17 protein-coding genes and 2 pseudogenes are annotated in these 22,103 nt (G+C 63.9%); 14 read left to right on the top strand and 5 right to left on the bottom strand.

All coding sequences use genetic code 11. The features are described 5' to 3' along the window. Positions 1-22: 22 nt before the first annotated feature. Entirely contained in the window at positions 23-2,440 is a 2,418-nt protein-coding gene (locus tag ACZYY4_RS16990) for a CaiB/BaiF CoA transferase family protein (protein WP_463811165.1), read from the top strand. A gap of 155 nt (positions 2,441-2,595) precedes the next feature. Continuing rightward, positions 2,596-3,423 carry an alpha/beta hydrolase gene (locus ACZYY4_RS16985; protein ID WP_463811164.1) on the top strand — a complete coding sequence of 276 codons (828 nt, stop codon included), beginning with the start codon at positions 2,596-2,598 and terminating at the stop codon, positions 3,421-3,423. A gap of 61 nt (positions 3,424-3,484) precedes the next feature. Here the strand turns inward: ACZYY4_RS16985 and ACZYY4_RS16980 are convergent, their stop codons facing one another. Then, entirely contained in the window at positions 3,485-4,150 is a 666-nt protein-coding gene (locus tag ACZYY4_RS16980) for a TetR/AcrR family transcriptional regulator (protein WP_463811163.1), read from the bottom strand. Between the two features lie 473 nt (positions 4,151-4,623). Between ACZYY4_RS16980 and ACZYY4_RS16975 the strand changes: the two genes are divergently transcribed. From ACZYY4_RS16975 to ACZYY4_RS16930, 10 genes are all read left to right on the top strand, one after another. Beyond that, positions 4,624-6,387 carry a linalool dehydratase/isomerase domain-containing protein gene (locus tag ACZYY4_RS16975; protein ID WP_463811162.1) on the top strand — a complete coding sequence of 588 codons (1,764 nt, stop codon included), beginning with the start codon at positions 4,624-4,626 and terminating at the stop codon, positions 6,385-6,387. A 49-nt stretch (positions 6,388-6,436) separates the two neighbouring features. Beyond that, complete coding sequence (locus tag ACZYY4_RS16970; protein ID WP_463811161.1) at positions 6,437-7,219, top strand: SDR family NAD(P)-dependent oxidoreductase; 783 nt, start codon at positions 6,437-6,439, stop codon at positions 7,217-7,219. Between the two features lie 62 nt (positions 7,220-7,281). Beyond that, positions 7,282-8,106, top strand: a complete 825-nt coding sequence (locus ACZYY4_RS16965; RefSeq protein ID WP_463811160.1) for a cytochrome c oxidase assembly protein — start codon at positions 7,282-7,284, stop codon at positions 8,104-8,106. Continuing rightward, positions 8,096-9,586, top strand: a complete 1,491-nt coding sequence (locus ACZYY4_RS16960) for an aldehyde dehydrogenase family protein (protein WP_463811159.1) — start codon at positions 8,096-8,098, stop codon at positions 9,584-9,586. The genes ACZYY4_RS16965 and ACZYY4_RS16960 overlap by 11 nt, the downstream gene beginning before the upstream one ends. A 143-nt stretch (positions 9,587-9,729) precedes the next feature. Then, entirely contained in the window at positions 9,730-11,685 is a 1,956-nt protein-coding gene (locus ACZYY4_RS16955) for a linalool dehydratase/isomerase domain-containing protein (RefSeq protein ID WP_463811158.1), read from the top strand. Between the two features lie 130 nt (positions 11,686-11,815). Beyond that, complete coding sequence (locus ACZYY4_RS16950) at positions 11,816-12,757, top strand: alpha/beta fold hydrolase (protein ID WP_463811157.1); 942 nt, start codon at positions 11,816-11,818, stop codon at positions 12,755-12,757. A gap of 139 nt (positions 12,758-12,896) precedes the next feature. Beyond that, complete coding sequence (locus tag ACZYY4_RS16945; RefSeq protein ID WP_463811156.1) at positions 12,897-13,517, top strand: TetR/AcrR family transcriptional regulator; 621 nt, start codon at positions 12,897-12,899, stop codon at positions 13,515-13,517. Between the two features lie 108 nt (positions 13,518-13,625). Beyond that, complete coding sequence (locus ACZYY4_RS16940; RefSeq protein WP_463811155.1) at positions 13,626-14,510, top strand: transketolase; 885 nt, start codon at positions 13,626-13,628, stop codon at positions 14,508-14,510. Continuing rightward, complete coding sequence (locus ACZYY4_RS16935; protein WP_463811154.1) at positions 14,507-15,502, top strand: transketolase family protein; 996 nt, start codon at positions 14,507-14,509, stop codon at positions 15,500-15,502. The genes ACZYY4_RS16940 and ACZYY4_RS16935 overlap by 4 nt, the downstream gene beginning before the upstream one ends. Positions 15,503-15,647: 145 nt before the next feature. Then, positions 15,648-16,742, top strand: a complete 1,095-nt coding sequence (locus ACZYY4_RS16930) for a zinc-binding dehydrogenase (protein ID WP_463811153.1) — start codon at positions 15,648-15,650, stop codon at positions 16,740-16,742. Between the two features lie 193 nt (positions 16,743-16,935). On the opposite strand, the pseudogene ACZYY4_RS16925 reads toward ACZYY4_RS16930, so the two are convergent. From ACZYY4_RS16925 to ACZYY4_RS16910, 4 genes and pseudogenes are all read right to left on the bottom strand, one after another. Further along, positions 16,936-17,025, bottom strand: a pseudogene (locus ACZYY4_RS16925) (SDR family mycofactocin-dependent oxidoreductase); the annotation flags it as partial. A gap of 91 nt (positions 17,026-17,116) precedes the next feature. Continuing rightward, positions 17,117-18,863: pseudogene (locus ACZYY4_RS16920) on the bottom strand (IS481 family transposase). 410 nt (positions 18,864-19,273) lie between these two features. Continuing rightward, positions 19,274-19,582 carry a DUF732 domain-containing protein gene (locus ACZYY4_RS16915; protein WP_463811152.1) on the bottom strand — a complete coding sequence of 103 codons (309 nt, stop codon included), beginning with the start codon at positions 19,580-19,582 and terminating at the stop codon, positions 19,274-19,276. Between the two features lie 41 nt (positions 19,583-19,623). Then, entirely contained in the window at positions 19,624-19,938 is a 315-nt protein-coding gene (locus ACZYY4_RS16910) for a hypothetical protein (protein ID WP_463811151.1), read from the bottom strand. 491 nt (positions 19,939-20,429) lie between these two features. On the opposite strand from ACZYY4_RS16910, the gene ACZYY4_RS16905 reads away from it, so the two are divergent. Continuing rightward, positions 20,430-21,254 (top strand): ABC transporter permease, encoded by an 825-nt coding sequence (locus ACZYY4_RS16905; protein WP_463811207.1) that lies wholly within the window; start codon positions 20,430-20,432, stop codon positions 21,252-21,254. Next, positions 21,254-22,102: an ABC transporter permease gene (locus tag ACZYY4_RS16900; protein ID WP_463811150.1), complete on the top strand. Its 849-nt coding sequence runs from the start codon at positions 21,254-21,256 to the stop codon at positions 22,100-22,102. The genes ACZYY4_RS16905 and ACZYY4_RS16900 overlap by 1 nt, the downstream gene beginning before the upstream one ends. Position 22,103 lies beyond the last annotated feature (1 nt).

Below are 22,103 nucleotides of genomic sequence, written 5' to 3'. Positions count from 1 at the left end.
GCTCGGGAGAGGAAGCGCGATTATGCTCGATATTTCACGGCCTGATGTTTCACTCCCGCTGAGTGGTGTTCGGGTGGTCGACTTCACCGACGGGCCGGCCGGCTTCGCGGGTCGCTTTCTGGCCGATCTCGGCGCGGATGTTGTTCTGGTGGAACCGCCGGAAGGTGCCGGCAGCCGGCGGGCACAGCCCCAGCACGACGGCCACGGATTGGGTTTTGCCACCGCACACGCAAACAAGCGGGGGGTAGCTATCGACGTAGACACCGATGCGGGACGCTCCCAACTGCTGACGCTCACCGACAGCGCCGATATCTTTCTGGAGTCCCAGCGCGTCGGTCGGCTCACCGAACTCGGTGCGGGACAAGACGTCATGCGCCAGCGCAACCCGAATCTCGTCGTCGCATCAGTAAGCGACTTCGGACAGACCGGCCCATATCGCGACTACAAATCGAGTGAAGCAGTGTTCGTGGCGATGTCGTCACTGCTGACCCGATCGGGCGCGCCAGGGCGTGAGCCGCTCCTCCCGCCCGGACGCCTGGCGACCCAGACAGCAGCCGTCGACGTCGCCTATGCGGCACTACTCGCCTATTTCCGGGCCCAACGCGGTGCCGGTGGTGACTACCTGGATGTTTCGCTGTTCGACCTGGTGGTGCAGGATCTCGATCCTGGGTTCGGTATGGCTGGGACGGCAACTATGGGTCAGCCGATGATCAACATGCCACCGGGGCGCCCGGATGTCCGGATGATGTATCCGATCCTGCCCTGCGCGGATGGGCATGTCCGCATCTTCGTTGCCTCGGCCAAGCAGTGGCGGGCGTTGTTCACCTGGATGGGGGAGCCCGAGGAGCTTGCCGACCCAGCACTGGAGAACCTGCTTGGCAGGTTCATGAACTGGGCGGCCAAGATCCAGCCAGCCCTGGTGGAATTCTTTGCCGACAAGACCCGTGCTGAGATCGTTTCGCGTGGCTCAGAACTCGGCATTGCAGTCGGCCCACTGAACACTGCCGAGGAAATTCTAACCAGCGATCATGTGCGGGAACGTAACTCATTCGTACACGCTGAGATTGCGCCAGGGCTGCAGGCGACGATCCCGAACGGTTATCTGGAGTTCGACGAGGTGCGCGCCGGATTCCGACATCGGGCCCCCGAGCTCGGTGAGCACACGGCCGAGGTCATGGCCGAGGTGTCCGAGCGCGAGCCTACCGCGCACCAACAGGTGCCGGCTCGGCCGCTGACGGGCGTGCGGGTGCTCGACCTGGGCGTCATTGTGGTCGGCGCGGAAACTGGTCGTGCACTGGCAGATCAGGGCGCCGAAGTCATCAAGGTGGAGAACCGCGCGTTCATCGACGGCGCCCGGCAGGCCGACGCACCCGCCAAAGTCAGCTATTCGTTCTCGCTGGGTAACCGCGGCAAACGTAGCTTCGGGCTGAACCTGCGCAGCGCGGCGGGCAAGGAGCTGTTCGGGCGGTTGGTTGCGGACTCCGATGTGGTGTTGACCAACTTCAAACCGGGCACGCTGGAATCGCTGGGGCTGGGCTACGACGAGCTCAAGGCGATCAACCCGAGGATCATCGTGGTCGAGAGCAGCGCACTGGGGCATACGGGATCGTGGTCGAAGCGGATGGGTTACGGCCCGCTGGTTCGTGCCGCCGTCGGTCTGACCGCGCTGTGGCGTCACCCCGATGCGGTTGGCGGCTTCGGTGACGATCAGACGGTCTACCCCGACCATGCGGCCGGCCGGGTCGGCACCGCCGCGGTGATCGCGGCGTTGATCGAGCGGGAACGCACAGGTGCGGGACGGCGGATCAACCTGGCCCAGATGGAGACTGTCTTCAGCCAGTTGGCCACCGACTATGTCCGGGAATCACTACAGCCGGGTACGTTGGTGGCCAAGGGAAACGGCGGCGAATTCGATGCGCCCTCAGGGATTTATTCCTGTGTGGGTGAAGATTCCTATTGCGCGGTGACGGTCGACGGTGACGAGGACTGGGTCAACCTCGCCAACGCTATCGGCCGCCGCGATCTGGCCGACAACCCCGATTACGCGATCGCCTCGGGCCGGGTAGCGCATCGAGCCACACTCGAAGCGGCGGTACAGGAGTGGACTGCCGTGCTGACGCCACGCGAAGCGCAGGACCGTCTCCAGGCGGCGGGGGTGGCCGCTGGTGCGGCAGTGCACGTCAAGCATCTCCTCACCGATCCTCAAGTGGCGGCCCGACACCGGCTAGGTGAACTGGTGCAGCCGGGCTATGACGAACCGTTGGAGGCGTTCCTGGGGCCCGCGTTGTTCGAAAACATCCCCGAGTTGGAACTTCGTCCCGCACCGGCGATGGCCGCCGACACCCGCGAACTCGCGGGCATGCTGCTCGGATTGTCGGACACAGAGATCGAGGAACTCGTCAGTGCGGGAGTGCTTGAAGCCCCTGCCGAGTCCACCTAGTCGATTACCCGAACAGGCCGGCGAACAGGCATGGTAGGCAGCAAGGCGGCGACTGTCCCGGTGCGCGCACGGCGAGCGGGACGTCACGTAGAGGAACGCTGGCCAATGTGCCGGCGATCTGACTGCCCGAACCGGTCATCGAGGTCATCGAGACGGTGACCCAACCGCTGCCGGAGGCCGAGACCTGGCGCTTCGCGGATAAACAGCTGGAGATCCTCCGCAGCGGACCGAAAGACGCTGCGGTACCGATCCTTTTTGTCCACGGGGTGTGCCACGGCGCATGGTGCTGGCGGCGCTACGTTTCCTTCTTCGCTCAACGCGGACATCACGTCATCGCGCTGAGCCTGCGTGGGCACGGTGCCAGTTCGGGGCGCGACCGACTACACCGGATCGGGCTGGACGACTACGTCGACGACGTCGACGACGTAGTCGAGGTATTAGGGCGTAGGCCGGTTCTGGTCGGCCACTCCATGGGCGGAGCCGTTGTCCAGCGCTATCTGGCGACGCGGGCTCAGAAGGTGCGTGCCGCGGTGCTGTTCGCCTCGGCGACCGCGGGTGGCCTGGGCGGTCACGGGTTCCTCGACGCCATCCGGGGAAACCGTCCCGCAGCGGTCCTCAACGCTCTGCGTTTCGTATCGGGGCGCAGGGGGACGGCCGATCAGGCCAACAACACCCCCTTCTTCAGCGGTCGGTTGAATGCTGCTGACGCGCACGCGCATGCTGAACGTTTGGGGCCAGAATCGCTGCGGGCAGTGTGCGACCTACTCAGAAGAGTTTCCTTGGTGCCACAAGACCTTCCACCGATGCTGGTGATCGGCTCGCGCGACGACGCGCTCTTCGGGACACGCAGTCTGCAGGCCACAGCTCGGGCCTACGGGGTGCCGGCGCTGCTGCTAGACGGCCTGTGCCACGACATGATGCTGGATCCACAGTGGCGGATACCGGCTAAACACGTCTTGGAGTTCGTCGCCGGCTTCGATTGAGAAGATCGCGCGAATACGGTCCGTTAGCGCCTTCGAGCATCGACGCTGTGGGGCGATGCGCTCAGCGCGGCAGCCGTTGTGTGACCCGGCCGTGCAGGATCTGATTAACGAACACCGTGATCTGATCCACCGTGGCCTCGTCGGGGGCTCCAGTCGTTGTGAGTTGGGGCGTTGTGGCGAGAGCGTGCAGCATGATCACCCCGCCCAATGCCTCGATTACCGCCGCGGGGGAGACGTCGGGGTGCAGCTGCCCGTCGCGTTGGGCGGCTTCAAGTACGCCGATGGCGTGCTCAATCTGCGGCTGCACCACTCGGTTTCGGTATTCCTGCAGGATGTCCGGATGCTGTACACCGTCGATGTGCACCCGTAGATTCGCCAGGCCATCGCCGCTGGCGAAATAGGCGAATGCATCGCAGGCGAAGGAGATCAGGGCAGTTTCAACAGGCGGATCGGCGGACAGCAGGGGAACAGGCTGGCCCGAGAGTGCTTCGAGTAAAAGGGTTTTGGCATCGGGATAGCGTCGGTACACGGCATCCTTGCTGACCCCGGCGGCTCGAGCCACACCCTCGAAATGGAATCCGGCCCAACCTTCGCGGGCATAGAGTGCGCGGGCCGAGCACTGGAGCTTCGCATCGATGGCAGGGTCGCGTCGCCGGCCCGCGCCGGGCTTGCGTGTGCGCGGTCGGCCTTGTGCCTGGGCCGGCCGACCGACTGCGCCTTCCGCCACTCGACATCCTTTCGTCCGCCCGAGTCTAAGCCGTGCCGCGGGGAAACTTCGCGCAATCCAGCTATTGCCGACGGGGGCCGACGGTATTAAGCTTCGGCGTACGTCGTGACGCCTTGCCCAGCGAGGCGGGCGTCGCGGTGAGTACGAATTCGACTGAAGAACAACCGGGATGGGTGGCGTCGATGGCGTGTTGTGTGCTCGTCGCCGCGCTCTTCGGAGCCGTGCTCCGTCGACTCCGGCGTGACCCGGGAGCATCCGCACCTGTCGCGGTAGCCAGTTGGTCGACTCGGCTCAGCACTCCAGAGGAGAGGTGACGGATGAGCAGTTCCGCCGTGGACACTGAACAGGTTGCGGGTATCGGCTATGCGTTTGAGGTGCCGACTCAACCAAATGGCCCAGCTGTTCGACGATTGCTGCGGCGCACGGCATTAGTCATGGTGTCCATCGCAACGGCGGCAACGGCGACAGCCGCGGTGAGTAAGCGCTCAGGAGTTCGAGCACTGGCGCTCGGCGCGTTGGCCCCCGGTGCTGGCTATCTCTACACCCGCAGCCCGCTGCGGTTCGTGGCCACGATTGCCGGCTTCTTCGCATCCCTGGTCGCCTGGTTTGGCAGCGGCAACATCGTCGCGCCGATACTGCTGTGGCTGGCCGCCGCGATGAATGCCCGCAACCAGGCTGCCGGAGGCAGGCGGACGTGGAACGGTGCGCGACTGGCGATTCCTGCCGCGCTCGTAGGAACGACTGTGGCGGGTGTCGTGGCCAGGCGTCGTGCCTTCCGGGCCGCGCAGGACCGAGGCCATACCCGCGCCGGCTACCTGGCAACGGCTGTGCGTCTGGATCCACGGCCGAAAGACCACGCTGCGCTGGAATTGTCGGAGACCGATCTCGCAGTCGCCCGCTCGCTGCTCGATCGAGCGCTGCAGCCGCTGGAACGCTTCGATGGCTTTGACCGGATCGACCAGTTCCAAACCTCGGCTATGCGTTACCAGCTCAATTTCATGCAGTACGCACTGGCGACGGCTCAGCTCCACTTCACGCCGTCGTTTCACGGATACCTGTCAGCGGCACAACGCAACCTGATCGACAAACTCACGCTGCCCGCGGTGTGGCGCTATTGGGCATTCGAACAGACCTGGGGCAACCTCAGCCTGGACTGGGACCCGATGAAGCGAGACAACGTCATGCTCTCGGGATACCTCGGCATGATGCTGGGGACCTACGAATCCAATACCGGTGACGACCGATACCGTCGCAGCGGTGCGCTGCCGTTCCGGCTTGGCAAGCGCACCTGGCCCTATACCCACGACATGGTCAGCGCGGCCGTACATGCCAACATGCAGCGCTCGGGCATGACGCTGTTCCCGTGTGAGCCGAACTGGATCTACAGCGCCTGCAACATGCAGGCGATCAGCACCCTCATGCTGTCCGACCGTATGCACGGCACTCGATTCATCGAATCGGCCGGCGCGGACTTCCGTCGGCGGCTCAACGACGAATTCATCACACCCGATGGCCGCGTCACCGCAATCCGGTCTTCACGTCTGGGCGTGACCATACCCATGTTGACCTCCACCATCGCGGATTGCGGTCTCGCGGCAATGCTGCATGCCTTCGACCCCGAACTCGCACAACGGTGTTGGACTATTGCCCGCCGCGAATTCATCGACACCAGCGGAGCCGAACCGGCAATCCTGCTGCGCGGCTGGGATGCCATCGACACCGGCAATTACCGCAAGACCCCGCTAGGCGCCTACGCCCCGGTAATGTGGGCCGCGGCCGAGATGGGAGACACCGAACTATTCGGCCAGCTGTCGGACTCGCTGGACCGTCAAGCGCCGGTCAGCGAAAGCGGCGGAACGCGGTGGTACACGGCGTTGTCGACCAACATGAACGCGATGCTCGCCATGGCGCGGTTCAACCCGCCCGGCGGGCAGCGCGCACTGATCGCCGATGGACCCGGAATGGCGACCCTGAGCGGCCCGCTACTCGATGACGTCGTCTACCCCGAAGTCCTGGTCGCCTCGGCCCATACCGACGGCACCGATCTACGCCTGGTGCTGCGGCCCGGAACCGGTGCGGCACGAGCCAGCATCGGCGTCCGGCGCCTGCAGCCTCGCAGCCGCTACCGACTGCGAGGCGCCACCGCAGACGAAGCGACCGCCGACAACCAGGGCCGCATCCACCTGGAGGTCGACCTTCGCGACCGCACCGAGGTCTCCCTCACTCCGGTGTCCTGACAGGCCAGCGCGTCACCAGCGAGATCATCGACAAGAACGGATTCAAGGAATGAAGAAAGTCATCGTGACCGGCGCCGGATCGGGCATCGGGAAGGAATTCACCAAGCTGTTCCTGCAGGACGGGTCCCGCGTGCTGGCGGTCAGTCTGGTGCAATCCGAACTCGACCAGCTTGCCGAGGACTTCGGCTTCGCCGCCGATCGGTTGGAGACGCTGCAGATGGACCTAGCCGAGCCGCATGCCGCCGAGGCACTGCTTCGCTGGTGTCACGAGCACGACTGGTTCCCCGACACCTTGATCAACAATGCCGGCTTCGCGTGCTTCGGCGATTCGGTGGACCTGGAGCCCGCGCGAGTGGCGAACATGCTCGAACTCAACGTGATCACGCTCACCATGACCTCGATGCTGTTCGGCCAGGAGATGAAGGCCCGTCGCCGCGGCGCCATCCTCAACGTGGGCTCCACTGCGGGGATGGTTCCCTCGACCCGAATGGCGTCCTACGGCGCCAGTAAGTCTTACGTCAATACCTTCACCTACGCCTTGGCCGCGGAACTGAAGCAGTTCGGCGTCACGGTGACTTGCCTGACCCCTGGTGCCACCCAGACCAAGTTCGCCCAGGCCGGAGGAATCGACACATTCAAAGGCAAATCCTTGCTGCACAATATGTTCGCAAAGAACAAGGCCGGCTCTCCGGCCGAGGTGGCCCGTGCTGGCTACGACGCGCTGGCGGCAGGGAAGGCTCAAGCTCTGGTCGGTAGGGGATCGAGAGTGGCCGCGGTGATGTCCCGGGTGGTGTCACAGAAGCGTCTGCCCACCCTCGTGCGCAACCCATGACCTCGATGGTCGAGCCCACGATTACCGCACCGGGTGGCATTCGATTGTCGCCGGGCCTGTGGTTGGCGGCCACCGCCGAACTGGCCGTCGCAGTGGCCGTGGGTGCGGTGCTGCTGCGCGCCAATGCGACTCCGATGCCAGTTCATCACCACCAGCATCTGCCCGGCATGCACGACAGTCCGATGCAGATCCACTGGTCAGCAAGCGTTTTCGCTATTGCGGCTCTCACCGCAGCGTTGTTGCTGTGCTGGACGATCTTCCGCAATCGAGTGCTTGCCTTCGCTGTCGCCGGGGGACTGATCGCCGTCGTGGCATCCGAACCCGTCCGGTCCCTCGGACTGCAGTCGCACCTGATCGCGATGGTGATCTTGGAGGTGGTCTTGGTAGCCGCTCCGCTGCTGATCGTCGCGGGGGTGCGAGGACGGACTGATCGGCAGGTCAGGCGATCGTCTGTCTGGATGGCGGGGGTCGTCGCGGCGGTAGTCGCTAATTCGACCTTTCTGATCGTCCTGCACCTTCCCGCCATCCACGGTCGATCCGCTCTGCTGATGGCCGTCCCTGCGTTAGTGATCGCGTCGGCGGTGGTGATCGGCATCGGATACTGGTCGGCCATTCTGCTCACCGCCGGCAGGGTTCCGTTGGCTCTGCGCCGCGCGGCCCTGACCGTCGGCCAGGAGGTTGCGGCGATCCTGGGTCTGGCGGCGGTCATCATGCCCGCATCCCATACCCACCAGGTCAATTCACTCAGATTGTCTGCCGTCACCGACCAACGCCTCGGCGGCGTCCTGATGATTATCACCTGCGCCGCAGTCACCCTGCCCCTGACCAGCCGGCTGGCAAGATCGACCCGATCACAAACAGTTCGAATGGAGCACCGTGCCCACTGATGTAGACCTTCCGACCGAAGCGGCCCCGGACGCCCCCGCTGTTCGACTGCAGGCCCTGCTGGATGCGCAGCGGGCCGACTTCTTGGCGGCCGGAACACCATCGGCCGGGACTCGGCACGATCGGATCGACCGGCTGATCTTGCTGCTCACGGAGAACGCGGACGAGTTCGCAGAAGCCCTGCACGCCGACTTCGGTAACCGTCCCTACGGAGTCAATCTGCTGTCCGAGATGGCCGGAATCCTGCCCGATATCAGCGCGACTCGTCGCAATGTCGAGAAATGGATGCGACCCGAGCGCATTCGCTCCGGTGCACTGATGGGTATGCCCACCGTGGTCGAGAAGAAGCCCCTCGGCGTGGTCGGGGTCATCGGCCCATGGAATTTCCCCATCGGCCTGGTAGTACAGCCCGCGGCATCGGCATTCGCCGCCGGCAACCGGGTGATGATCAAATTCTCCGAGGTGACGTCCCGCACCGCCGAACTCTTCGCCGCCAAGGTCGCCGAGTACTTCGACACGACCGAACTGGTTGTTGTCACCGGCGGCGCCGATGTCGGAGCGGCGTTCAGCGCCTTGCATTTCGATCACCTGTTTTTCACCGGATCACCCGGCGTCGGCGCCTTGGTGGCCGCGACGGCGGGAGGGAACCTGGTGCCGATCACCCTGGAACTAGGGGGTAAGAACCCGGCCGTGATCGCCGCGGACGCGGACATCACCGAGATGGCCCGGCGGGTGATGGCCGCCCGGGTGGCCAACGGTGGGCAGATCTGCCTGTGCCCCGACTACGCCTTCGTGCCGCGTGCCCACGTCGACCAATTCGTGAACGCCGCCATCGAACAGGGCCGGCTGGCCGCCTCGACCGAGGGCGAGGCCGGCATGGTCAGCATCGTCGATAACAAGAATTTCGACCGGGTCACCGGGCTGGTCGAGGATGCCCGCCGCCTCGGTGCTACGATCCGCGACACCGGCATCCCGCTGGATCGTGGCCAACGGCGCATCCCCCCGATGATCGCGCTCGATGTCACTGACGACATGCGCCTGGCCCATGAGGAAGTCTTCGGGCCGGTGCTCTCGGTCTACCCGTACGACGACCTGTCGCAAGTGTGCAATTACATCGCGGCGCGGCCCGCGCCCTTGGCGGCCTACTGGTTCGGCCCGCAAGGCCGGGGCCTCGAGAAATTCAGAGAGCACACATTCAGCGGTGGTGTATCGGTCAACGATTTCGCCCTGCACTGTGCGGTGATGGCCGCTCCGTTCGGTGGTGTCGGACATAGCGGATCGGGCGCGTACCACGGCAAGACGGGTTTCGACACGTTCACCCATCAGCGCACCGTGACGACGAGCAAGCTGCCGTTCAGCTTCGCCCGGCTGATCACCCCGCCATATCCTCGGGCGCTGACCCGATGTCTGAAGAGCTACCTTGCCTGGGAGCGACGCGGTGCCACTCGCCGCGTTGCAAAACGGGCGAAGGGACGCCGATAGCCGATGGCGTGCTGTCTGCTGATCGCAGCCCTGTTCACCAGGATCAACGAGTGGCTGCACCGCCACGGGATGGGCGGCGCCAACCGCACCGTGTTGTTCCCGACCGCCAGTTCCCGCATCCCTGCGGCACAAGGTGGTCCACGATGAGTACCCTGCTCGACAACGCAACGCGGGAATCGGGTACCGACTCGGCCGACCTACCCCGCCGCTCGAAATTCAACGGTCCGGTGGCATCACGGCGACTGCGTCGCAGTGCGAGCATTTATCTGCTGATGGCCGTGATCGGCGTGCTGCCGACACTTTTCGGCTTGTCGACGGCATCGCAGGCCGCGGGCCTGGGACTGCTCTTCCCCGGGGCCGGCTTCCTGGTCTTCGGTTGGTGGGCGCTGCTCGGAAGCGTGATCTCAGTGATCGTATTCGCGATCGCCTTCATCGCCTGGTTCGCCACCGGCAATGTGGTGGCACCCGTCGTGGCATGGCTCGGTGCGGTGGCGGTCGCCGGGGGTCTGGCGTCCGGTCACCCACAACCGGTGCCGCGTCTCGGAGCCATGGGTATGGCGTTGGGGATCGTCGGAGTCATCGTCGCCTTGGCGATCGTCCGGCGTGTCCTCGCGGTACGGCGCAGCGCACGGCTACGAGCCGCGCGTGCGAGCTATCTGCCCGCCGACCTTGACGCGTTGCAACGCCGGATGGTCCCCGAGGACCCCGCGCCGCGCGAACTCGACGACACCCAGCTGGGCCACGTGAAGTGGCTACTGAGTCTAGGCTTGCAGCCGGTCGACAAGTTCGACGGATTCGACATCATCGAGCAGTTCCAGCCGTCCGCGCTGCGGTACCAGATCAACCATGTGCAATACGCGCTGGCGCAGGTGCAACGGCACTACACACCGAACTTCCACGGTTATCTGTCCGAGGCGCAGGAACGGCTGATCGAGAAGCTGACGGTGCCGAAGGTCTGGAAATACTGGCGGCTGGAGCGGATTTGGGGACGGCTGAGCACCCATTACGATCCGGCCGGCTTCGAGAACATCATGCTGACCGGGTGGTCGGGCATCTGCCTGAACACCTACAGCGCCAACACCGGCAGTGACCGATTTGTGGGCCCCGGGTCGCTCGAATTCGGCCTGGGCAATCCGAAGAAGACCTACCGCCACGATGTCCATTCGTTCAACGAGTCGCTGATGTGGAACTTCGGTCGATCACCGCAGACGGTGTTCGCCTGCGAGCCGAACTGGACCTACTCGGCCTGCAACATCTACGGTCTCAACAGCGTGGCGTCGTATGACGCTGCGTTCGGTACGCGCCATCTCGATTCCCTTCGCGAGCCGTTTCTGCGGGGGATGCGTGAAGAACTCATGACGCCTGGTGGCGAGATCGTTCCGTTCAGATCGGACTACACCGGTATTTCGATACCGTTCGGTGGCGAGGTCATGTACTTCCAGGCCGCCGGGTGGATCGCGCCGGTCTACCTGGATTTCGCGCGCACGTTGTGGGCCATCGCCTGCCGGGAGGTTCTCGATATCCACAACGGTGGACTCGAGGCCTACCTGGCCAAGCCGTTCATGCTGGACTCCGGCAATTACCGTAGCACCGGCATGTACGCCCGTGGTGTCATCTTGTTGGCGGCCCGCGAATTGGGTGATCAGCAGATCGCTGATGCCGCGCAGCGGGCGCTGGACGCCTACAACGAGCCTCTCGTTCAGGATGGTATGCGCCGATACGCCAACGGTTCGACATTCGCTAATGCGCTTGTTGCCCAAGGTCTGTTGACTCGGCGAGGCGATTGGACGCGGCTAATCACCGAACCATCGTCCGACTCCGCGCGCACCGGGCCGATTCTGCAGCACGTCGCGTTCGAGGATGTGATGGTCGCGTACGCGGTCAGCGATGGCGATGATCTGCGGCTGGTGCTGTGCGGGAATTCCGGTGCACCCCAGGCTGAGGTGACATTGGACCTCACCCGGTTGCGTCCGCTGTCGGCGTACACCGCGTCGACGGGGGAAGAACGCATCACCTTCACCAGCGATGGGAGCGGGAGCGCGACGATCGCGGTTCGCATCGGCGCTAGAACGACGGTGGCCATCGCACCCAGCCGATGAGTGGGTGTGTCTCCCGGCTGCGAATCTCGGATCGGCCAGAATTCGGTCGACACTCAAATGGACAACCAGGTTATAGTGATGAGCGATCACGCTCGTAGATGAGTCGGACGAACGAGGAGGAAGGTTGCAGATGGCGCTGCCGACGGGTCCAGCGGGCAACCTCGAACCGCACTGCATCCGGGTGACCGCCCCAGCCGTAACACTGGAGGCGCTGTGCTGGGAACCCGCGAACCGCCCGGCATCCGCACCGATCGCGTTGTGCCTGCACGGTTTTCCCGACACTCCATATAGCTGGCGTCCGATCGCTCGGGAATTGACCGCCGCGGGCTGGCGGGTGGTCGCCCCGTTCATGCGAGGCTACGCGCCCTCAACCATCCCGACCGACGGTAGCTACCACATCGCAGCCCTGATGGACGACGCCCTACAAGTGCTGGGCGCGGCCGGGATTACTGGTCGAGATGTGGTGATTGGTCACGACTTGGGCGCGGTCGCTGCCACCGGGCTGTCTGCAGCCCCCGGCACCCCGTTCACCAAAGCCGTGGTGATGTCGGTGCCGCCGATGCCGGCGTTCCGCTCATTACGGGGCTTCGGTGCCCGGCGATCGTTGCCGGTGTTGATGCCCGCACAGTTCATCCGGAGCTGGTATACCCAGTACATCCAGCTTCCCTGGTTGCCGGACAGGTCAGTGTCGTGGCTTCCAGCGCTACTGTGGCGGCGATGGTCGCCGAACCACAGCGCGGGCAACGACCTCGGCTATGTTGCCGCATCGATTGGTTCCGTTGAGAATTGGCGCGCCGCACTTGGCCCGTACCGTGCAACACTTCGACCTGGCCGGCTGCCCGAGCAGTACGCCGCGTTACATGACCATTGGGACGCATGTCCGAAGCTGCCCGTACTGTATCTACACGGTACTGAAGACGGTTGTATCTCAGTGAAATTCGCTGATCGGGTGGGTGCCGTTCTTCCCGCCGGCAGCATTGTTGAACTCGTAGCCGAAGCCGGTCACTTCATTCAGGTCGAACAGCCCCTCGCCGCGGCCCGGCGCATCGTCGATTTCATCGGCCCGGCCTGAGTGGCGTCGGCTGCCACCGAGACGCACTGCCCACGACATTGCGTTACCTGCGTTCGGCAACGAACGCTGTCAACCTATCCCTCATGTGCTGATTAGTCCGACGACCGGCCGGCCCGAGCGGTTGACTATAGTTGAGGACATGGGTACCCGCCGTTCGGATGCCGCTGCCGCGCAGTCTGTGTCGCTTCGCGAGCGGCGGCGCTTGCAAACCCGGAACGATCTCGTGGCTGCGGCGACCGCGGTGTTTCGTGAGCGTGGATACCGTGGCGCCACGGTCGATGAGATTGCCTCGACCGCGGGGGCAAGTCGGGGGACGTTCTATGCGCATTTCAAGGACAAAGGTGAGATCGCGGTTCAAATCGGCACGAGTTGCCTGCCGGACTTCGCGGCGGAATTCCGGCGACTGGCTGCGTTGCCCGATCCCACGCCCGCGGCTGTCGCGCAATGGCTCCGCGCCTTCATTGTTGTATTCGATTCCCACATCACTGCATTCGCGGTCGGCATGGAGGCCAGCACGGCGGATTCGACGTTCAGCGCTATTGACGCCCGACTGTTCGGCGAGCAGGCGAGTTGGATGGCGACCTACTTCGACCGGATACCGGAGGCTGAGCGCGAACCAGCGCAGATGCGAGTAATGCTTCTGCAATTGCAGCTCATGTACGCCCTGTATCAGTGGCGGGTTCGCCAAATCGGTTTCGACGAGGCGCACCTCGTCGATGCGCTCGCGCAGCTATGGTCCAGGGAGCTGTCGCGAGCGTAGCTGCATGACAGGCGATGTACACGTGTTCAATGTATAGACACATGTTCAGTGAGAATGGTAACCTCTGCCTCGTCGAGCATCGACGTTGAGCTTCTGGAGGTTGCATACATGGCCGTCATCAGTCCAACCGGGATTTCGGGGGTAGTGCTGGATCGCCAGCGGCCGGTCGACGCGGCCGAGCTTGAACGGCGAGCGAACTGGATTCGCCTCGAGGTCATCCGTCTTATCGGTCGCGCCGGACTCGGGCATTACTCCAGCACATTCTCGTGTGCCGAATTGCTTTCGGTTCTCTACTATCACACGCTGCGCCTGGCTCCTTCTGACCCGCAGTGGCCGGATCGCGACCGATTCGTGCTTGGCAAAGGACATGTCGCCGTTGGTCTTTGGCCGGTGCTTGCCGATCTGGGCTACTTCCCCGAGGCTTGGCTAGACACGTTCGGATCGATCGACGCGCCGCTGACCGACCATCCCAATATGCGCACTGCCCCGGGAATCGACTTCAGTTCCGGCGCTCTGGGACACAACCTGTCCGTCGGTGTTGGGATGGCCTTAGCCGCTCGACGGCGCGGCAGTGACTACCGAACCGTCGTCCTCACCGGCGACGGTGAGTTACACGAAGGGCAGGTCTGGGAAGCTGCCATGGCCGCATCCCACTACGGGCTCGGCGGTCTCGTTGCGATTGTCGACGCAAACGGAAGTTGCGCCGACGGGCCGACGTCCAGCGTGATGAACATCGAACCTATTGCCGACCGGTTTCACGCGTTCGGTTGGAACGCAATCGAGATCGATGGGCATGACGTTGGCGCTGTGATGGTTGCCCTTGACGGGCTACCCGATCCCGACAGTCGCACGCCGACATGCATCGTCGCCCGGACGCTGAAGGGCAAAGGTGTGTCGTTCATGGAGAGCAATCCCCGCGACTGGCACCTGGGATTTCTGGGTCCGCAGGACCGGGCCCAAGCAGAACTTGAGATCAGGAGCAACGCATCGTGACTGCAGATACAGTGTCGACGGCAATCGCAGACCCATTCTCCTCCAATGCCGGTGGCACCGAGGTCACCGGTGGCGAAGCGATCGCTAAAGAACTTCTGCGCATCGCCGATACCAGGGACGAGATTGTCCTGGTGTCACCAGACGTCGGTCTATCACCGCTTTCCGCCGCATTCGTTGACCGGCACCCCAATCGATACTTCGACGTGGGCATCGCCGAGGCCAACGCGATCTCAGTCGCTGCCGGGTTGGCGGCGAGCGGACTGATCCCGTATGTCGTTGGCATGAGCGCCTTCACCGCACTGAAGTGCGCTGAGCAGATTCGCACCGACCTCGCCTATACCCGGATGCGGGTCCGGTTGATCGCGGCTTGGGGCGGCATGGACATGGGCTACTTCGGAACCAGCCACCTCGCGCTTGAGGACCTCGCGGTCACTCGCGCGATCCCAGGTCTGTCCGTGGCGTCCGTGGCCGACGACGCGGCTGCTTGCGCGGTGCTGGGATCCACCGTCGACCTCGATGGACCGCTCTACCTTCGCATCGGCCCCACTGGACACCCACCGGTATATCCGGCGGATTTCAGCGTCCCCGCGCAGGGCTGGACGAAGTTCGGTCAGGGATCCGACATCACGATCTTGGCGCATGGCTTGGGCACCGGAATCGCAGTCACGGCCGCGAAGGAACTGGCAGCTGCCGGCATCGGTGTCACGGTGATCGACGTTATCTATCTCGCGCCATTCGACGAGGAGATCGTTGAACACGCACTCTCCCGCAACGAACGCATCCTCGTTGTCGAGGAACACCTGTCCATCGGCGGACTGGGCAGTTTGGTGAGTGAAGTGCTGACCCGGCGCCGTCTGCGCGCCCGCCTTGCAACCATCTCGCTACCCGCAACGGATCTGGCGACTGCGCTGCCCCATCATTTGCGTGAGCGGTACAACCTCACCTCCGCAGGGGTAGTAAACAAGGTGAAGGAATTGATAGCCGAACGGTGATCTCGGTCCGTTACATGGACTTGCCGACTCCCGCCCCGAATCGCGTAGCAGAGCACCATCGGAATCCCGACTCACTCCCCGAAAAGGAGCCGTCCATGCCTGACAGACTCACCGCCGAATTCATCTCACTTGAAAGGACGCGGTCATGACCACGATGCGCGCGGTAACGCTGCTCGACCGAAGGCTCCAGGTGAAAACGGTACCCGCACCGGTGCCGCAGTCGGGCGAAGTCTTGGTCCGGACGTTGGCGACCGGTATCTGCGGATCTGACCTGCACGCGATCAGCGATGGTCCCGAGCTAGTCGAAAGCATGCGCGAGGTAACTGGCGTCGACATGATGGACGTCACGCAACCGGTGATTCTCGGCCACGAGTTCTGCGCCGAGGTCCTCGAATACGGTCCGGGTACCAATGGTCAGCTCGCGCCGGGAACGCGGGTGGTGTCGTTCCCGATGCTGCTTCGCCCGGAGCCCACCCTGATCGGATTCGGCGGTGTCGACACACCGGGCGGCTACGGCGAGCTGATGGTGCTGTCAGAGGCGTTGCTGCTGCCGGTGCCTGACAACCTGAGTACCGATCTCGCTGCGCTAACCGAACCCATCGCGGTGGCGTTGCACGCGGTCAACCGCGCCGGCTTGGGGTCCGACGAGGTGCCCCTGGTGATTGGTTGCGGACCAATAGGTCTCGCGATCATCGCGGTGTTGAAGATGCGGGGGATCGGGCCGATTGTTGCGGCCGACTTCTCTCCTCGGCGGCGCGAACGTGCCGCCGATCTCGGCGCCGAGGTGGTGGTCGATCCGCGCGAAACGTCGCCGTACGAAGCATGGCAGCAGGTCGCGGCGACTGACAACCCAGATCGATTCGGTCGGCAAACGCTGATGTTTCAGGGACTGCCGTACCGGCCGTCGGTGGTCTTCGAATGTACCGGGGTGCCGGGAATCCTCCAGCAGATCCTCTCCGGCGCCGCGGCGGGTTCGAAGGTGGTCGTCGCCGGCGTGTGTATGGAGGAAGACCGGTTTCAGCCGGTTTCGGGGTTGACGAAGGAGGTCGACGTGATCTTCTCCTTCTTCTACTCTATCGACGAGTATGTGCAGACGCTGAACCACCTTGCTGCCGAAGAACTTCAGGTCGCTCCGATGATCACCGGCAGGGTTGGGCTCGATGGGGTGGAGCAGGCGGTTCGAGACCTTGGCGATCCAGAGAGGCACGCCAAGATACTGATTGACCCATCGATCAGCTAGAGGAACGCACGGATGTTCTCCAGTGACGCTGCCGCCGCAGCGTCACCGCCTTCGCCCGACGCCGGTGTGGTCATCGTCGCACCACTGCGATACCCGGGTGCACTGAGGTGGCGCGGTCATCGGGAATTCCGCCGGTATCGCCGGTTATGATCGCAACCTGGCCCGCGAGCTTCATTTTGCGGGTGCCCGTGCCTTTCATCCTCGCGCCGGCTTCCACTGGAAGCTGCAGACCGGTTACGAATCGCGACTCATCCGATGCCAGGTACAGCACCGCATAGGAGATGCCCGTGTCCGTGTGCGGTTTCAAGACATGCTTGACGGTTGTGCTTCAGGACATGCTTGACGGATTCGGTCTGCGTTTATCTTCGCGGTGGTTAGGTGCTATCGCGGCGAGGGTAGGCCTTGAAGATGGTGATGTCCGTATCGGTTCTTCTTGAGCGGGTGCATATCTCGTTGTCGTCGGTGAAGATGCGAAAGACGTTGTCGTCGATGACGATAGCGACCGTTTGCCCTTGGTAGCTACGTCCGATGCGTAGGCGTTGGCCGGCGACGGTGACCGTGCCGTTGGCCGCCACGCGTCGCATGGCCTGGTGCGGGGGTGCTGGCGGCGGCAATGGCTCGGAGGAGGGCCGCGCACCGCGCAGAGCCGCGCGCTGATCCGGTGGCAGCGGCGCGGGCAGCGTCTTGACCAGTCGGCCGTTGGCCACGACGTGCATCAGACTGCCCTCGAAGCGGAGGGGACGCGCTGGCCGACCAACGTCGACTCCAGCAGCACCTTATGGCCGCCGAGGCCGATGGAGCCATCGCGCGAGACGGTGCGGGCGACTTCGATCACCGCGCTGGTCGTCAGCATGTCGATGGTGACAGCCTCGCGTGCTGGCTCGGGTCCCGCTATGCGTGCACCGCGCCGCAGCAGATCGCGCAGGTCGTGTTCGGACAGTCGTGACGGTCGCGTGCGTATCACCGTGCCGCCGAGCACGATGTGGATGCTGCGGTCGCTGGCCCATACCGTGACCTCGCGTCGGGCCAGCGCGGCGGTGAACTTGAACTGCTGATCACCCGGCAGCAGGAGCCGCGCTCGCGGCGTCAGCACGGCCTCCCACTCGACGGCGTGAACGATGCCGCCCAGCGAGTGCTCTGCGGCCGGAGCGAGGTGTTGCGTGGGACGAGGCGGAACGACGACGTCGACGATGTTGGGAGTCAGCGGTTCGGTGTCCACCGGAACCGGCGGGACCACCTCGACGGGCGCCGGTCGAAACACCGTCGCCGGCGTCGCCATTCCCAGCGATTGGTGCGGGCGGCTGTAGTTGTAGCCGTACACCCAGGCGTCGATCGCCTCCTGGGCCGTCTCGATGCTGGCGAAGGGGCCAGCGGAATCCAGGAACTCGCGACGCAGCGTCTTATGGAAGCGTTCGATCTTGCCGGTCGTTGTCGGGGACCGGGGTTTGGTCAACCGCGTGGTGATGCCGTTCTCCCGACAGATCCGTTCAAACAGAACCTCTGACGGATACGACTTGGTGAACCGCCCCGTGAACTGCTTCCCGTTGTCTGTCAACACTTCTGACGGCACACCATAGGTCGCCATGGCCGCGGTGAACGCCGCGCACACTGCGCGAGCCCCGGGATCGGCGACGACAGTCGCCATCACGACGAACCGGGCGTGGTCATCGATGCCGGCGACCAACTTGCATTCACGGCCATCTACTAAGAAGACCCCGCCCATGATGTCGATCTGCCAGAGCTGCATCGGGGCGTCGCGCTGCCAGCGTCGGTACTTGCGTTTGTGGTTCTGCTGTTGGGCAGCCACCAAGCCGTGCCGAACCAGAATCCGATACACGCTCGAACGCGAGGGTGGCGCGTCCACCCGCGCAGTTCGCAGACCATCGCCACCACCGTCGGCGACAGTTCGTTCGGCGACGTCAACGGCCGCCGTGATCGGTCGGCCAATCCCGGCAAGCCGAGGGCCTCGTAGCGGATGACCCATGAGTGCACGGACTGCCGTGATGCCCCGCACTCCCGCGCCACCTGACTCTTCGAGACCCCGTCGAGTACCTGAAGGACCGCGCGGTACCTGTGCTCGATCACCCAGTCGCTAGCACTGTCCGGGAGCTGTTCAGTCACAAGATCAAGATCAAACCAGACCCGTCAAGCAAGCCCTGAACCCGTCAAGGATTTCTAGAACCCCTGTCGTCCAACATGTCTTGAACCTTTACATTTGACAGCCCGATGGATCTACCTGCCGCACCTGCGTGTGACCTCCCGATGATCACTCTGCCCTCGACTCGCATAACCCTTGACTGACAACACTGGGACAGGTCAGGCCGGACTATGCACCGGGGACATTCCAGCCGGATCGACGCGGCGGCCGCCGACGGGCATGCTGGCGCCCTTGAGCTGGAGACCTGTTCATTGGGCAGTGGTCGGGGCGTTCACGTACCTGCGGCCGACGCGCGAGATCGTCGAGTCGCTCGTGACCGACTGCGAGGACCGACTGCGCGAACTAGCTGTCGCGATCCGGTTGGCGGCCGGTTCTACCCGACGATCCGATCGCTGTACCAGGGGCAGTACTCGTGGACAGACATGGTGAAGAACCTGTTCGCCGTGCCGGGGTCCACGGCCAAATAGCGTGATATGCGGTCAGATACCTGGCCGGGATCCCGATTCAGCCAAAGGAAGTAGCAGGCGGAATGGGCCGTACTGATGAGGCTCGGGGCCGATTGTACGAATCCGAGGTCTTTCGTCTCGCTGACGAAGCTGTCGTTGTCGGCGGATGCCGACGGAGCCGTCGAGACTAGAACCGAGCTGGCGAGGGCGATGCCGATCGAGGCGATAATGCGCATGCGTGTACTCCGTGGTGGGAGGGCTGTTGACGGTCGGTCCGCTAGCTCGGGCACAGGTAGATCAAGGCGAGCTGCGTGATGGCGGGGGTGATCAGCGTCGCCCCGTATCCGACGAGGCCGATCGAGGCTTGATGACAGGCAACCCGCCCGAGATGCAAAAGCTCCCCGTCGCTGCGGAACTCGGTAGGGTCGCGATACTGCGAGAACACCCGGCGAACCTGGGTAAGGTACTCGTTCTCCGCCGCCGACAGCGGCGTCAGGGGATCGGCCGTCGCAGATGGCGAGACGTTCAAGCTCGAGACGATTGTTGCAAGCGCGATCAGCGCTCCCCTTGCAGCCTTGCCCAGCGCGTTCACCAGCGTGTCCTCTCGTTCAGGCCGCATCGCTCGCCGATTCGACCTCATCGCCGTACTTACTGAATGTGCATGGACCGACCGGTTCCGCGCGGTTGTCGACATCTGTTGTAGCTTCACTGGTCGTCGGCCCGACGGTTGTGGTCGCCGGCACATTCTGTTTTATAACCTGGTTAGTGTATTTCCGAACAGGGCCGCGTGTCAGCCAGTTGGCGTACGTCGTTTGACCGGGGTTCAGGTGCCGAACAAGCGGGGGCCGTACGAGTTGTGGTCCCCGTTACACTCTGATTTACTAACCTGGTTATTGCATTGTCGAGCAGGCTGGCTATCAGCCACTTGGCGAACGCGGTTGATACAAAGGAGACTGTGTGGCCATCGGGGTTGGGGAGTCCGCTCCGCCGCGGGGACTGACGTCGGTATCGGCCACAGGGGAGCATTCTGCATCGGATGCTGCGGCGATACCGGTGCGTGTGTCCGGCAAAACCGGCAGCGAGATGAGGCCGGTATCGACCGTGGGCCGGTCATTGTCGAAGGCTGCGGCGATACCGGTGCGCGCATCGGGCACGACCGGCCGCGGGATGAAGCTCGCACTTGACGTGCTGCGTTACGCGGTGTACGACACGGTCACGCTGCGGTTGCCGGTCCAAGAGTTCCTTTGGCAAGCCTGGGTGCTGCTCAAGGTCACGGCCATTCCGGCGTTGCTGATGGCGATTCCTTTTGGCGCCATGGTCACGGTCGTGACCTCCGGTTTGGTCTCAGAAGTCGGTGCGACCGCCCTACTCGGTGCGGCCAGCGGCGTTGGTGTTGTGCGGCAGGGCGCCCCGATCACTGCCGGACTCCTGATGGGCGGTGCTGCCGCTTCGGCGATCGCGTCCGATTTCGGGGCGCGGGCGATGCGCGAGGAACTCGACGCTATGCGAGTCCTGGGCGTCGACCCCGTCCGGCGACTCGTCGTGCCGCGGTTCCTTGCACTCATCCTCATCGCTCCGGTGCTCTGCGTGGTTATCATCGCGTCGGGTACCGGTGCGGCCTTCCTCCTGTCAGTGACGGTGAATGAGGTGGCTCCCGGCTCCTTCTGGAGTTCGTTCGGCACGTTTGCGAAGATGGTTGACGTCGGGTTCGCCGTGGTGAAGAGCGTGGTCTTCGCGGCGATCGTCGCGATCATCTCGTCGCTGAGGGGCATGGAGGCGAAGGGCGGGCCCCGCGGCGTTGCCGATGCGGTGAACGCAGCCGTGGTCATCAATGTGGTCCTCATCGTCTTCACGAATCTGGCCATGACACAGATCCAGACCATGTTCTTCCCGATGGCGATCGCGTGATGGCCGCCCCCGCTTCGCTTCTGCGTAGCCGCCTGTTCTCGGAGCGGGCGCTGACGGCGCCACTGCGGACGGTGGGTCAGTGGACGTTGTTCATCGCGCAGACGATTCTCTATCTGCCGTTGGCGGTGCGTAAGTACACCCGACAGACGCTCGCGGCGACGATCAACCTAGCATGGGGCCGCGGCTCGCTGATCGTAGATGGCGGCACAATCACTGTCCTGCTGATCCTGGGCATGGCGGTCGGTGCCTCTCTGGCCATCGAGGCGCTGGCCACCCTGAACATCATCGGTTTCGGCGCCCTTTCGGGACTCATCGGCGGCGTCGGAGCCGTCCGTGTCATCGGACCGCTGGTGGCGGGCATCGCGTTCACCGCGCAGGCCGGCACCCGCATGACCGCCGAGATCGGCGCCATGCGTATCGCCGAGGAGATCGACGCCGTCGAGGTGATGGGGCTGCGGCCCATCCCTTTCGTCGTCGGCACCAGGATGATCGGTGGGCTGCTCTGCGTCGTACCGGGTTACCTCCTCACGATGGTGGCGACCTTCTTCATCCTCGAGACAGTCGTCACGACGTTCAACGGCGAGCCCGCTGGAACCTACGATCACTACTTCATCCAGTTCCTGACTCCAGTAGATCTCTTGTATTCGCTCATAAAAGCCACCACCTACTGCGTTGCGGCTACGCTCATCCACTGTTATTACGGGTACTTCGCATCCGGAGGCCCGGTCGGTGTGGGTCAGGCGTCCGGCCGCGCGGTACGCGCGAGCTTGGTGACGATCATGATTCTGGACTTCACGACAACCGTGCTCCTATGGGGGCTCAAGCCCGAATTCGTGTTCAAAGGGTAGG

Source organism: Mycobacterium sp. IDUB_21 (assembly GCF_055419425.1).
This window is presented reverse-complemented; position numbering and strand designations above follow the sequence as displayed.

What these genes read in the sequence shown, in the direction of transcription:
- ACZYY4_RS16990 (WP_463811165.1), top strand. Translation starts at nt 23, where the DNA reads ATGCTCGATATTTCACGGCCTGATGTTTCACTCCCGCTGAGTGGTGTT.
- ACZYY4_RS16970 (WP_463811161.1), top strand. Translation starts at nt 6,437, where the DNA reads ATGAAGAAAGTCATCGTGACCGGCGCCGGATCGGGCATCGGGAAGGAA.
- ACZYY4_RS16955 (WP_463811158.1), top strand. Translation starts at nt 9,730, where the DNA reads ATGAGTACCCTGCTCGACAACGCAACGCGGGAATCGGGTACCGACTCG.
- ACZYY4_RS16950 (WP_463811157.1), top strand. Translation starts at nt 11,816, where the DNA reads ATGGCGCTGCCGACGGGTCCAGCGGGCAACCTCGAACCGCACTGCATC.
- ACZYY4_RS16945 (WP_463811156.1), top strand. Translation starts at nt 12,897, where the DNA reads ATGGGTACCCGCCGTTCGGATGCCGCTGCCGCGCAGTCTGTGTCGCTT.
- ACZYY4_RS16940 (WP_463811155.1), top strand. Translation starts at nt 13,626, where the DNA reads ATGGCCGTCATCAGTCCAACCGGGATTTCGGGGGTAGTGCTGGATCGC.
- ACZYY4_RS16930 (WP_463811153.1), top strand. Translation starts at nt 15,648, where the DNA reads ATGACCACGATGCGCGCGGTAACGCTGCTCGACCGAAGGCTCCAGGTG.
- ACZYY4_RS16915 (WP_463811152.1), bottom strand. Translation starts at nt 19,582, where the DNA reads ATGCGCATTATCGCCTCGATCGGCATCGCCCTCGCCAGCTCGGTTCTA.
- ACZYY4_RS16905 (WP_463811207.1), top strand. Translation starts at nt 20,430, where the DNA reads ATGAGGCCGGTATCGACCGTGGGCCGGTCATTGTCGAAGGCTGCGGCG.
- ACZYY4_RS16900 (WP_463811150.1), top strand. Translation starts at nt 21,254, where the DNA reads ATGGCCGCCCCCGCTTCGCTTCTGCGTAGCCGCCTGTTCTCGGAGCGG.